The 12,839-nt window shown below is 73.9% G+C and carries 10 protein-coding genes; 6 read left to right on the top strand and 4 right to left on the bottom strand.

Annotated features, from left to right (window positions below):
- Positions 1-121: 121 nt before the first annotated feature.
- The 3 genes from PYR91_RS18635 to PYR91_RS18645 all read left to right on the top strand — a co-directional run bounded on the left by PYR91_RS18635 (position 122) and on the right by PYR91_RS18645 (position 5,274).
- The gene (locus PYR91_RS18635; protein ID WP_279781155.1) at positions 122-1,648 is read left to right on the top strand and encodes an MDR family MFS transporter; all 1,527 of its coding nucleotides are present in this window, start codon (positions 122-124) and stop codon (positions 1,646-1,648) included.
- Positions 1,649-1,772: 124 nt separating this feature from the next.
- A complete protein-coding gene (gene secA2, locus PYR91_RS18640) occupies positions 1,773-4,007 on the top strand; it encodes an accessory Sec system translocase SecA2 (RefSeq protein WP_279781761.1) in 2,235 nt (744 codons plus the stop codon).
- Between the two features lie 103 nt (positions 4,008-4,110).
- Complete coding sequence (locus tag PYR91_RS18645; protein WP_279781156.1) at positions 4,111-5,274, top strand: acyl-CoA dehydrogenase family protein; 1,164 nt, start codon at positions 4,111-4,113, stop codon at positions 5,272-5,274.
- Positions 5,275-5,302: 28 nt separating this feature from the next.
- On the opposite strand, the gene PYR91_RS18650 is transcribed toward PYR91_RS18645, so the two are convergent.
- Positions 5,303-5,764: an ATP-binding protein gene (locus PYR91_RS18650; protein WP_279781159.1), complete on the bottom strand. Its 462-nt coding sequence runs from the start codon at positions 5,762-5,764 to the stop codon at positions 5,303-5,305.
- A gap of 223 nt (positions 5,765-5,987) precedes the next feature.
- Here PYR91_RS18650 and PYR91_RS18655 point away from each other — a divergent pair, with 223 nt between their 5' ends.
- Both PYR91_RS18655 and PYR91_RS18660 read left to right on the top strand, forming a co-directional pair.
- The gene (locus PYR91_RS18655) at positions 5,988-7,256 is read left to right on the top strand and encodes a hypothetical protein (protein WP_279781161.1); all 1,269 of its coding nucleotides are present in this window, start codon (positions 5,988-5,990) and stop codon (positions 7,254-7,256) included.
- A 1-nt stretch (position 7,257) separates the two neighbouring features.
- Positions 7,258-8,349: a hypothetical protein gene (locus PYR91_RS18660; protein WP_279781163.1), complete on the top strand. Its 1,092-nt coding sequence runs from the start codon at positions 7,258-7,260 to the stop codon at positions 8,347-8,349.
- A gap of 14 nt (positions 8,350-8,363) precedes the next feature.
- Here PYR91_RS18660 and PYR91_RS18665 read toward each other — a convergent pair whose 3' ends face one another.
- Entirely contained in the window at positions 8,364-8,597 is a 234-nt protein-coding gene (locus tag PYR91_RS18665; RefSeq protein ID WP_279781165.1) for a DUF5302 domain-containing protein, read from the bottom strand.
- A gap of 219 nt (positions 8,598-8,816) precedes the next feature.
- Positions 8,817-9,668, bottom strand: coding sequence for a DUF4253 domain-containing protein (locus tag PYR91_RS18670; protein WP_279781167.1), 852 nt, complete (start codon positions 9,666-9,668; stop codon positions 8,817-8,819).
- 157 nt (positions 9,669-9,825) lie between these two features.
- Between PYR91_RS18670 and PYR91_RS18675 the strand changes: the two genes are divergently transcribed.
- Entirely contained in the window at positions 9,826-10,374 is a 549-nt protein-coding gene (locus tag PYR91_RS18675; protein WP_279781169.1) for a DUF1707 domain-containing protein, read from the top strand.
- Between the two features lie 100 nt (positions 10,375-10,474).
- Here the strand turns inward: PYR91_RS18675 and PYR91_RS18680 are convergent, their stop codons facing one another.
- Positions 10,475-12,772, bottom strand: coding sequence for a glycogen debranching N-terminal domain-containing protein (locus PYR91_RS18680; RefSeq protein WP_279781171.1), 2,298 nt, complete (start codon positions 12,770-12,772; stop codon positions 10,475-10,477).
- Between the last annotated feature and the right edge of the window lie 67 nt (positions 12,773-12,839).

Below are 12,839 nucleotides of genomic sequence, written 5' to 3' on the forward strand. Positions count from 1 at the left end.
GAGTCATGGGGGGTTTGGGGGGTGGGCAAGTTGGGTGGGGTTCGGGGGTGGGGTGGGTGGGGCGTGCTAAGTCTTGGAGGCGGGGCGGGTCGGCGGTGTGCTTGGAGGGGTGGGGTGGGGGATGGACGTCGAGGGGGCGGGGGCCGGGCGGCAGGTCAATGTGGTGTTCTTCGGGCTGATGGTCGCGCTGTTGCTGGCGGCGCTCGATCAGACGATCGTCTCCACCGCTCTGCCCACGATCGTGGGGGATCTGCGGGGGCTTGACCACATCGGGTGGATCGTCACCGCCTACATCCTCGCCGCGACGATCGGGCTGCCGATCTACGGCAAGCTGGGCGACCTGGTCGGCAGGAAGATCGTCTTTCAGGCCGCCATCGTGATCTTCCTGGTCGGCTCCGTGCTGTGCGGGCTCGCGCAGAACATGGCCGAGCTGATCGGCTTCCGGGCCCTGCAGGGGCTCGGCGGCGGCGGGCTCATGATCGGGGTGCAGGCCATCGTGGCCGACCTGGTCTCACCGCGTGAACGCGGGCGGTACACCGGCATCATCGGCGCCGTCTGGGGGCTGTCGTCGGTGATCGGCCCCCTGGTGGGCGGCTTCCTCACCGACCACACGAGCTGGCGGTGGTGCTTCTACGTCAACCTGCCGCTCGGCCTGCTGGCGCTGACGCTCGTCACGATGCTGCTCGACGTGCCGAAGCCGCGGGCGCGGCCGAAGCTGGACGTCCTCGGCACCGCGCTGCTGGCCGGCGCCTCCACCTGCGTCGTGCTCGTGACGAGCTGGGGCGGCACGGAGTTCCCCTGGAACTCCCCCACGATCATCGTGCTGGCGGCGATGGCCGTCGTGCTCGCCGTCGCCTTCGTGTTCGCCGAGCGGGCCGCGCCGGAGCCGGTCATCCCGCTGCGCCTGTTCAAGGAGAACCTGTTCGCGCTCCCGGCGGCGATCTCGCTGTGCCTCGGGGTCGGCATGTTCGCGGCCATCGCGTTCCTGCCGACGTTCCTGCAGATGGTGAACGGCGCGAGCGCCACCCAGTCGGGCCTGCTCATGCTGCCCATGGTCGCCGGCATGACGATCACCTCGATCGGGTCGGGCAGGCTGATCTCGGCGACCGGTCGCTACCGCGTCTTCCCGATCGTGGGAATGGGGGTGTTCGCGGCCGGGCTGGTGCTGCTGTCCCGCATGAGCGCCTACTCCTCGATGGTGCTGAACGCGGTGTACATGTTCGTGGCCGGGTTCGGCCTGGGCATGGTGCTGCAGACGCTGGTGCTGATCGTGCAGAACTCCGTCGCGCACCGGGACGTGGGCGTCGCCACCTCGGCGGTGAACTACTTCCGGCAGACCGGCGCGTCGCTGGGCACGTCGCTGGTGGGCGCCCTGTTCACCCACCGCCTGGCCGAAGCGCTGGCGGCGAGCGGGGCGCGGCTGCCGGTGCGGGACGTCAACGCGGTCACGCCGCAGGTGCTGCGTCATCTGGCGCCGCCCGTGCGCGACACGATCGCCAGGGCCTACGCCCAGGCGCTGCCGCCGATCTTCCTGTATGTGGCGCCGGTGGTGGCGGTCGGCTGCGTGCTCGCGTTCTTCGTCAAGGAGATCCCGCTTTCCGACCGGCACGGGTCGGCGCGGCCGGACGTCCCGGCGCACAGCACCTGACCTGCCGGGACGCCCCGGCGCGGGCCCGGCGGGCCCTGAGAGGGGCGGTTTGGACGCGCGCGGCGGGCCGGACCCTGGCGGGAACGCGGTTAGAGTTGGAGGCGTTGGAGGGTACGTGGCCTCGATATCGCAAAAAATCAGAAATCTCCTGGATCGCCCGGGAAGCGCGCCGATCAGCCCTTTTGAGCGCGTTGCCACCCAGGCGGGCACCCGTGAGGAGCGGATCAGGCAACTGACCGACCTCCCCCGGCCGCCGGTGGACGATCTGCCGGAGTTCTGTGCCATCGTGCGCGAGGCCGCCGATCGCACCCTCAAGATGCGCCCGTTCGACGTGCAGCTCGTCGGCGCGCTCGCCCTGATGTCCGGCCGCGTCGCCGAGATGGCCACCGGCGAGGGCAAGACCCTCTCCGGGGCGATCGCCGCCGCCGGGTACGCCCTGCGGGGGCAGCGCGTCCACGTGATCTCCGTCAACGACTACCTCGCCCGGCGCGACGCCGAGTGGATGGGCCCGTTGTACGAGGCGCTCGGCGTCTCGGTGGGCTGGATCAGCCAGGACTCCACGCCCGAGGAGCGCAGGGAGGCCTACGCCAAGGACGTCACCTACGCCTCGGTCAGCGAGATCGGCTTCGACGTCCTGCGCGACCGCATGGCCACCGACCCCGCCGACGTCATCGTGCCCGAGCCCGGCGTCGCGCTGGTCGACGAGGCCGACTCCGTCCTGGTCGACGAGGCCCGCGTGCCGCTCGTCCTCGCCGGCGCCGCCGACCCCGGCGTGGACGCCCCCGAGGCCGCCGAGGTCGTCCGGCGGCTGTCGCGCGGCTACCACTACGAGCTGGACGACCAGGGACGCAACGTCTCCCTCACCGCGAAGGGCATCGACGCCGTCGAGAAGGCTCTCGGCGACATCAACCTGTACGAGTCGCCCGAGGTCCTCACCCAGGTGAACCTCGCCCTGCACGCCCACGCGCTGCTCAGCCGCGACGTCGACTACCTGGTGCGCGACGGCCGCATCCACCTCGTCAGCCAGTCGCGCGGCCGGGTCGCGACGCTGCAGCGGTGGCCCGACGGCCTGCAGGCGGCCGTCGAGGCCAAGGAGGCGCTGCCCGCCAGCGAGACCGGCGAGATCCTCGACTCCATCACCATCCAGGGCCTCGTCCGCCGCTACCCGCAGATCTGCGGCATGACCGGCACGGCCGTGGCGGTCGAAGACCAGTTCCGGGAGTTCTACGACCTGAAGGTCGCGGTCATCCCGTCCAACAAGCCGTGCGTGCGCGTCGACGAGCCCGACCGCGTGTTCGGCACGGTCGCCGACAAGGACCGCGCCCTGGTCGAGGAGATCACCGCCGTCCACGCGACCGGCCGCCCCATCCTGATCGGCACGCTCGACGTCTCGGAGTCCGAGCGGCTCTCGGGCAAGCTGCGCGCCAACGGCCTCGACTGCGTCGTGCTCAACGCCAAGAACGACGCCGAGGAGGCCGCGATCATCGCCGAGGCCGGCGCCCGGTCCTCGATCACCGTCTCGACGCAGATGGCCGGCCGCGGCACCGACATCCGGCTCGGCGAGGGCGTCGGCGAGCTCGGCGGCCTGTACGTCATCGGCTCCGGCCGGCACGCCAGCAGCCGCCTGGACGACCAGCTCAGGGGCCGCGCCGGCCGCCAGGGCGACCCCGGCGGGTCGGTGTTCTTCGTGAGCCTGGAAGACGACCTGATCACGCACTACGCCCCCGACGAGCAGCTCCCCGCCCCCGACTCCGACGGCGTCGTCCGGCACAAGCGCGCCACGTACATCGTCGCCCACGCCCAGCGTGTCGCCGAGGGCGCGCACATGGAGATCCACCGCAACACCTGGCGCTACACGCGGCTGCTGGAGCGGCAGCGCGAGCTGGTGCTGCAGCAGCGCGACAAGGTGCTGCGCGGCGACGCCGGGGCCGACGCGCTGGCCGCCTCCAGCGCCGAACGCTGGCAGGAGCTGAGCGCGGACGTCGACGACGCCGTGCTGCGCGCCGTCGCCCGCGAGATCGTGCTGTTCCACCTCGACCGCGGCTGGACCGAGCACCTGGGCTTCATGGCCGACGTGCGCGAGGGCATCCACCTGCGTTCGCTGGGCCACAGGCTGGTGCCGATCGACGAGTTCAACCGCGAGGCCGTCGCCGCGTACCGCCGCCTGATGGACGAGGTCGAACGCCGCTCCGTCGAGACCTTCCAGACCGCGACGATCACCTCAGAGGGCATCGACGCGCTCGAAAGCGGCCTGACCCGCCCCACCGCCACCTGGACCTACCTCGTCCAGGACAACCCGTTCGGCGACGCCTTCGATCGGGCGCTCAAGCACCTGGCCCCTCGCGACAGGCGCCGTTAGGAGATCCCGGGCGCGTGGCGGCGCCCGGGGCGGACTGTGATTGGGTGCTGGTAACAGGAGCGGCATCCGACGAGCACCTCCGCGACCCTTGACGGTGAGGCACATGAACCCGCATGACTTCCTCGACGTTGACCGCGAGCTGACCGACGAGGAGCGCGCGATCCGCGACGCCGTCCGCGACTACGGCGCCGCCGAGCTGCTGCCGCACGTCGCCGACTGGTTCGACGCCGGCACGATCCCCGACCCCCGCGGCCTGGCCAAGGGGCTGGGGCGGCTCGGGCTGTTCGGCATGAACCTGTCCGGGTACGGGTGCGCCGGCACCAACGCCGTCAGCTACGGGCTGGCCTGCCGCGAGCTGGAGGCCGTGGACAGCGGGCTGCGCAGCTTCGTCTCGGTGCAGGGGTCGCTGGCGATGACGGCGATCCACCGGTTCGGCTCGGAGGAGCAGCGGCGCGAGTGGCTGCCGCGCATGGCGTCCGGGGAGGCGCTCGGCTGCTTCGGCCTCACCGAGCCCGACTCCGGCAGCGACCCGGGCTCGATGCGCACCCGCGCCCGGCGCGACGGCGCCGACTGGGTGCTCGACGGCACCAAGATGTGGATCACCAACGGTTCGGTGGCCGACGTCGCCGTGGTCTGGGCCGCGACCGACGACGGCATCCGCGGCTTCCTCGTGCCGGCCTCCGCGCCCGGCTTCAGCGCCAACGTCATACACAAGAAGCTGTCGCTGCGCGCCTCCATCACCTCCGAGCTGGTGCTCGACGGCGTGCGGCTGCCCGGGGACGCCCTCCTGCCCGGCGCCGAGGGGCTCAGGGCGCCGCTGTCGTGCCTGTCGGAGGCGCGGTTCGGCATCGTGTGGGGCGTCGCGGGCGCGGCCCGCACCTGCCTGCTGGCGTCGGTCGACTACTCCAAGACCCGCGTGCAGTTCGACCGCCCGATCGGCGGCTTCCAGCTCACCCAGCGCAAGCTGGCCGACATGCTCGTCGACGTCAACCACGCGATGATGACCGCTCTGCGTGTCGGGCGGCTGAAGGACGCCGGGCGCGCCCACCACTCGCACGTCAGCTTCGGCAAGCTCGCCAACGTGCGCGCCGCCCAGCGCGTGGCGGCCGCCGCGCGGAGCATCCACGGCGCCAACGGCATCACCCTGGAGTACCCGGTGATGCGTCACATGGTGAACCTGGAGACCGTGGCGACCTACGAGGGCACGGAAGAGGTGCACGCCCTCACGCTCGGCAGGGCTCTCACCGGCCTGGACGCCTTCCGCTGACCGCCGCCGCGCATGGCGGGGCGTCCGGTCACGCGGACGCGCGCCCTTGCGGGTAGGTGTCGGTGCCGGTGACGAACCAGACGGTCTTGCCGCCGCCGCCGGACGGGACGACGCCCCACTCGTCGGCCAGGGCTCCCACGATGACCAGCCCTCGGCCGCCCGTCGCGTCGAGGTCGTCGGGGGCCTCGCGGGGCAGCCCTTCGCCGGGGTCGAAGACCTCGCCGTAGACCCAGGTGCCGTCGGAGCCGAGCCGCAGCGAGAACGCCGTGCCGCCGTGCCTGATCGAGTTCGTCACCAGCTCGCTCACGATGAGGGAACAGTCGTCGACGAGGCGGCCGGCGCCCCAGCGCTGCAGTTCCCGGCAGACGAGCACTCGGGCCGCGCGGACACTGCGGGTGTCGGCGGCGAGCACCCACTCGGCCGTGCGCAAAGGCAGGGGCCCGAGATGGCTCGGCGCGGACAGTCCGGCGGCAAGGGAGGTGAGGAACACTGCCCCTCCTTTGTGGGAGCGCTCCCACTCAGATTACGGCAATGAGTCCGCGATGTGAATCACTTGAAACATGATTATTTGTCGGGTTGAAACCTCGCCGGGCCGGGGCGCGGAGGGGGCGCGCCTGATTTGAGTAGGGGTGTACTCAGGCCCACGCACCCGCGACCCGCGACGCTCGTAGAGGCGCGCCCGCGCCGGTCAAGCGGAGGGAGTGGACGTGGGCATGATCGTCGCAGTACTGCTCGTGGTGCTCGCCGTGGTGCTGGCCGTCCGCGCCTCTCGACTGCGCGGACGGCGGGCGGCCCGGCCGATCACCGTGACCGAGGAGGCCCCGACCTTCCAGATCGTGGCACTCGGCCTGGCCGGCTCGGGCAAGACCCTGCTGCTGGCCAGCATGTACAACCGTCTGCAGACGCCCGCCGGCCAGTCGTACTTCCTCACCGTGCCGCCGCGCGACCGGCTGCTGCTCAACGAGTGGTACGCCGAGATGGCCGACACCAGGTCGTCCCACTCCTGGCCCCGGGGCACGCTGAAGGGCGAGAGCAGGCAGTTCACCTTCACCGTGCAGACGTTCGTCTCCGGCGCCGCGCACGACATCCTGCGTCTCAAGTACCTGGAGTACGCCGGGGAGCTGCTCAGCGAGGTGCAGGACGACGGCTCCAGCGAGCGCCAGGAGGAGCTCTTCGAGCAGGCCCGGTCCGCGGACGCGCTGTTCGGCGTCATCGACGGCTACTGGATCAAGCAGCACCTGGACCGGAACGCCGCCGGCGGCGCCCACCTGCGGCGCACGCTCGACGCGCTGCTGCCGGCCATGATCCACGCCGACCGGCCGATCACGTTCATCATCACCAAGTGGGACCTGCTGGCCGACCTGCATCCCGACGAGGCCACGCGGCTGAGCATCGTTCGCGACGTGCTGACGTCCAACGACCATTTCCGGACCCTGGTCGCGCTGCGCGGCGGCACGCGGGTGGTCCGCCTCGTGCCCGTGAGCGCGGTCGGGCCGGGGTTCGCGACCATCGACGAAGCCGGGGAGATCGTGAAGACGTCGCGGCAGGACGTCCACCCCACCAACGTCGACATCCCGCTCTCGGCGGTCGTCCCCGACCTGTTCGAGCACGTCGAGAGCAGGCTGGACCACGAGGGCAGGCGCGCGCTGGAGGCCGAGCTGCGTCGCAGGACGCGGCAGGGACCGCTGGAGGCGCTCACCTCCCTCGGCGTCTTCGCCGGGCACCTCGCCGGCCGCACCCTGCTCGCCGGCTTCGGCCCGGTCGCGGGGCTGGCCGGCGACGCGCTGCTCGGGCTCTTCCTGGACTCCCGGGCCGGCGCGCCCGGCGAGCGGGAGCGGGCCCTCGCCACCGAGCTGGGCGAGGCCGAGCGGCGCATGGAGAACCTCCGGCGCGCCCGGCACCGCGTCATCCAGGACATGCGCCGCAAGGTGGACATCCTGGAGGACCGGCTGCCGCACAGCCGCCTCACGCACGGCCTCTGAGATGGACGCCCGCCTCCCCGCCAAGGGCGAGCGCTCCCCCGCCGCGCGAGCCTGGCCGTTCCTCGTCGCCCGGGGGCGGCGCCGCGGCTACCGGGTGCTGCTGGCGCCCGACTTCCTGGTGGCCCGCCGCGCCCACGGGGCGCTGGACGGCTCGGTCGCCCCGGGCGCGCCCGGCTCCCGGCCGGCCGTCACGCGGCTGACCGAGGGCGTGGACCCGCCGCTGACCGTCGTGCACGCCACGCACCTGCTGACGGCGGCCGACCTCACGGACCCCGGCGCCCTGCCCGCCGACCGCGAGCCGCGGGACGAGAACAGCCGCCCGCTCCACCTGGTCTACGGGTTCACCTGCGCCGGGGACATGGCGGCCGGGGACGTCGACGGCGCCGACCTGCGCCTCTGCCTGGAGACGGCGCTCGGCACGTACCGGCGCTTCCTGGCGGACGAGGAGCGCTTCGCCGTGGAGCCCGGCCACGGTTTCGTCCCGCGCAGCCCCGTCGGGCCCGCGCCGGACGCGCGGCCCCCGGGACGGCGCCCCGGCCGCGCGGGAAGGCCCGCCCCGGCGCCCGGCGGAGACGGGCGGGTGCCCGGCAGGGATGAGCGGCTGACCGGCGAGGACGGGCGGGTGACCGGCGGGGGCGACCGAGTGACCGTCGGAGACGGACGGGTGACCCACGGGGGCGACCGAGTGACCGTCGGAGACGGCCAGGTCACCGGTCGGGGCGAGCGGAGGAGGGGCGAAGCCCCCGGCCGCGGGTGGTACGAGCCCGGCGGATGGAACGGGCGCCGGGTTCTCCTCGTCTCCGTGAGCGTGGTGGTCGTCGCCGTGCTGGCGGCCCTCTGGCTCTTCCGGACGGGCCCCCGGGAGGCGGAGTGCGCGCCCCCGCGCGCGATCCCCGGCGCCACCGCGTCGCCGTCGCCGGCGGCCACGCCACAAGGGTGGCCCGGCCTTCCGGCGCCGGGCCCGGCGGCCTCCACGGCCCCTACCGCGCGAAGGCCGGCGGCCTCGGCGGTGCCGGAGCCGCCGGCCTCACGGGTGGCGGAACCCCCCGGTACGGCGGCCGAAGGGGTGACCTGCGCCCCGGGCCGGGGATGACCCGGGGCGGGTGGTCAGCCGCCGCTCTTGCGGCGGAAGGAGCGCTTGCTGGCGGCGGGCCCGTGCGTGCCGTGGATCTTCGAGCCGCCCTTGCCCTTGCCGGTGTCGTTGCTCTCGGCCTGGTTCTGGCGCTTGCGGTCGAGCGCCTCGCGGAACTTGCGCTTCAGCTCGTCCTCGGAGCCCTCGGCCTCCGGCGCGCGGTCCTGCTCCGGCTCGTCGGCTGTGGTTCCGGATGCGTCGGCAGTCATGTGGACCTCCTGCTGTTCAGCGGGCGGCCCTCCCCCTCGCACATACGCGCGGAGACCGGCCCCCTGACGACGGTGTCGTGCGCCTCGCCGGCGATCACCGTCACACCATGCCTGGGCGAAGCACGGGGCAATCATCTCACGGCCGCACGAGCGGATTCATACGCCTGGCCTGACATGTCCTGACCGAACGGCATGATCAGCGTCACAGCGGCGGGGTGCTCAGTCCCACCAGAACGACCAGGTGTGCCGTCCGACGATCTGCTCGGCGTAGTCGAGGAGCGTGCCCGCCCCCTGCAGGATGGCGTCCGGGCAGAAGGTCCAGTGTTCGGCGGCGACATCCAGGGCGTGCCGGGGCGTGCGGGGAGGCGCCGCCACGCTCAGCTCCAGCGTGTTGAACCCCATGCCGACCAGGCGCGCGGCGAAGCGGTCCTCCCAGCTCCGGACTACGGCGGCCAGCGGGACGTTCCACTCGTTGTGGTGCAGCGCGCCCTGCCAGCCCATGACGGCCAGCGCGTCGGCGCCCCGCTGCACGGCCGCCAGCCCGAGCGGCGCCCCGCGCTCGGCCAGCGTGGCGGCGTAGTGGTCGGCCAGCTCGCCGGGGTCGTACCTCGGCTCGGCGGGCGCCGCCGGTTCCGGGCAGACCGGGCCGAAGGGGTCGAGGATCTCCAGCTGGTCGGCCGAGGCGCGCTCCACCCAGTCGGACCAGACCTCCTCCATGAACGCGTCGACGTGGAAGTTGTCGATCTCGGTGGCGGCGTCGGGCGCGATCTGCCCGACCGACCACGGCTGCACGGAGTCCTCCAGCAGCACCGGCCACAGCCCCGAGTTCGGGTGCTCGGCCCGCAGCCGCGCCCACAGCTCGCCGCTGACCGGGCCCTCGCTGAGCCAGAACGCCGGGCGCTTGCGCGCCGGGAACCGGGCGTAGGTCGGGTCGGGGAACACCACCGCTCCGTCCGGCAGCTCGACCGCGAGCGTGCGACCGCCGCCGCCGTCGTCGAACAGCGGGCGCACCGCCGGGGGCAGACGCCCGCGCCGTCCATCGTCCATCTCCACCGTCCCGGAGCCGATCACGCCTCTAGGATGTCGGGTCGCCGATACGGTGGTTCGAGGGGATTCCGCCACGCCCTCCGTGGTACCGCACAACCACCCGTCCTGTCCCGTTCCGCGGCCATGATCTCTACGGTACGGAGCTACAGAATGATCGGCATCCTCGACTACCGTGACCGGTATGACGGACGTTGTAGGCAATGTGCGGGCGTCGGACGACGACCGCGAACAGGCCGCCGAGCGCCTGAGGGTCGCCGCCGGCGAGGGCCGCATCTCCCTGGACGAGCTGAACGAGCGGCTGGACGCGACGTACCGCGCGAAGACCTACGCCGAGCTGGCCCTGGTGACGAGCGACCTGCCCGGGGGGCTGGCTCTGTCGTCCACCGAGGAGCCGCTGGTGCTGCGCTCCCATTCGGGCAGCATCCAGCAGGTCGGCGAGTGGGTGGTGCCCGCGCGCCTCGTCGCCGAGTGCGGCTGGGGCTCCTTGAAGATCGACTTCACGCGGGCCACCTGCCGGCACCGGGAGGTGGCGCTGGACGCGACGCTGGGCGGCGGCGGCATGACCGTCATCGTCCCCCGGGGCTGGACCGTGCGCGTCGAGAACGTGACGACCGGCATGGGCAGCGTGGTCAACAAGGCCGACGCCCCGTCGGTCGCCGGCATGCCGGTGCTTCGGGTCAACGGCCGCGTCGGCATGGGCACCCTCAAGTTCAAGCACCCCCGCCGCTGACGCCACGCCCCGCGGCGCGCGTCACGGCGCCCCCCGGCCGCCGGGATCGCCCGGTGCGCCCAGGAGGCCCCGGGCGACGCCCCGGCGCCCCCGGAAGGCGTCAGGCGAGGGACAGGCCCGGGGGCAGGCCGGTGAGCACGGCCGTGCCGTCGGGGGCGACCGTGACGGCGACGTCCGCGCCCGCGACGCGCAGGCCCCGGGCCGTGATCGCGCCGAGCGGGGCGCCGGCCATCGGGCGCAGCGCCACCCGGCCCCCCGGCACGTCCGGGTACAGGCCCACGGCCGCGTGCAGGACGGCGACGGCCGCCGCCGCGGACCACGCCTGGGGGCGGCAGGCGGCCGGGTAGGGCACCGGCCTGACCACCGCCTCCCGCTCGTCCCCGGCGAACAGCTCCGGCAGCCGGTAGCCGTACGACTCCCCCGCCGCGAGCAGGCCCTCGGCCAGCCGGGCCGCGTGCGTCCCGAACCCCGCGCGGGCCAGGCCCGACACGACGATGGCCGTGTCGTGCGCCCAGACCGACCCGCAGTGGTACGACAGCGGGCTGTACGCGCCGTCCTCGGCCGACATGGTGCGCAGCCCGAACGCCCCGGCCATGGCGGGTGAGCCGAGCAGGTTCGCGACGTCGGCGGACTCGTGCTCCGACAGCAGGCCGGTGCCGAGCAGGTGCCCGATGTTGCTGGTCAGCGCGTCCACCGGGCGCTTGTCGCGGTCGAGGGCCAGGGCGGGGTACCGGCCGTGCGGCCCCTCGACCCAGAAGCGGGCGCGGAACCGCTCGGCCATCGCGTCGGCGTACTCGCTCCAGCGGGCCGCGCCGGGCCGTCCGAACGCCTCCAGCAGCGCGGCGGCGTGCCGTGCGGCCTCGTAGGCGTACCCCTGCACCTCGGCGAGCGCGATGGGCGGCTCGGCCTGCCGGCCGTCGCGGAAGCGTACCGAGTCGCCGGAGTCCTTCCAGCCCTGGTTGGCCAGGCCGCGGCCGGTGGTGTCGATGTACTCGAGGAACCCGTCGCCGTCGGCGTCGGCGTCGCCGCCGAGCCAGCCGAGCGCGGCCTCCATGGCGGGCAGCAGCTCGGCGACGTCGGCCTCGGGCATGCCCCACCGCCAGGCGTCGTGCAGCAGGCTCACCCACAGCGGGGTGGCGTCGATGGTGCCGTAGTAGGCGGCGGGCAGGCGCGGGCCGTCGGCCCCGAGCGCGAACTCGTGCCGCCGCAGCTCGTGCATGATCTTGCCGGGCGCCTCGCCCGAGGCGGGGCCGGCGCGCAGGCCCTGGCGCCGCGCGAGGACGCGCAGCGTGCCCGCGGCCAGGCCGGTGCCGAGCGGCAGCAGCATGCGGGCGGCCCAGATGCTGTCGCGGCCGAAGAGGGTGAGGAACCACGGCACGCCCGCGCCGAGGAAGGTGTCTGCCGGGGCGCCGGCCTCGGCCAGCCGCAGGGAGACCAGGTCGTCCAGGGACTGGTCGAGCAGGCGCGGCAGCCGGTGGTCGGCGGCGGCGACGCTCGGCCTGCTCCACTCGACCGGGCCGGTGGGCGCGGTCACCACGGCCTCGGGGTCGTGGACGGCGACCTCCCAGCGCAGCCGCACCCGCCCGCGCGGCGGCAGCTCGACGTCCCACCGCAGCCGCCCGCCCTCGGCGGCGCCGTCCGGCCCCTCGGTCAGGACGCCCGCGCCGCGGTCGGGCCGGACCAGGACATGCCCGTCGCGCGACACCGCGTGATCGTCCGGCGCGGCCTCCGCGCGCCCCTCCGCGTGCCGCTGGGCCGGCTCCGCCAGGGCGCCGTCGTGGCCGGTCACCCGTACCCGGATGCGGCCGGACGTCCACGACAGGGTGCCGGGCGCGCCGCCGGCCGCCGGGGCCGAGACGGGGGCGCCGCCGGACTTCACCACCTCGATGGGGGCGAAGTCGCAGCCCAGGGCCAGGGTGACGGTGCCCGCGACGGGAACCGAGGCGCTGGAGACGATCTCGATGGTCTCCGCCATGCCGCCCGCCGTGACCTGACGGGCACGGTCGACGCGCACGGTGGGGTCGGGCCCCGGGTCGCCGAGCCGGCGCAGGAGGGAGACGAACCGCGCCCCGCCAGGCCCGGTGAGTGCGTGGCCGATGGGTTCGGGCTCATGGCCGTCGACGCGCAGGACGGCGAGCGACAGCGCACGCGAGTCGGCGTGGAACAGGCCCTGGGCCCCGGCCGCGCGAATCTGCCCGTCAGCGCCGCCCAGCGCGCTGCTGGGCGCCAGCACCGCGCCGACCAGGTCGTGCAGCAACGGCTGCAGGGGCCGCTCCGCACCAGCCCGCGCGCCGGCCGCGGCGACCGGCCGCGGGCGCGCACCGGCCTCGGGCCCCGGCGATCCGCCCGCCACGCTGGAGGTGGTCTCGGCTTCCGGCGCGGCTCCGTGGTCGAACACGCATGGCCCCCTGGCTCTCAGGCGAACGCCACGCCCGGGAATGACCGGGGCGTGACGCCTGCGAAAC

Source organism: Sphaerisporangium sp. TRM90804 (assembly GCF_029846175.1).
Classification (GTDB): domain Bacteria; phylum Actinomycetota; class Actinomycetes; order Streptosporangiales; family Streptosporangiaceae; genus Sphaerisporangium.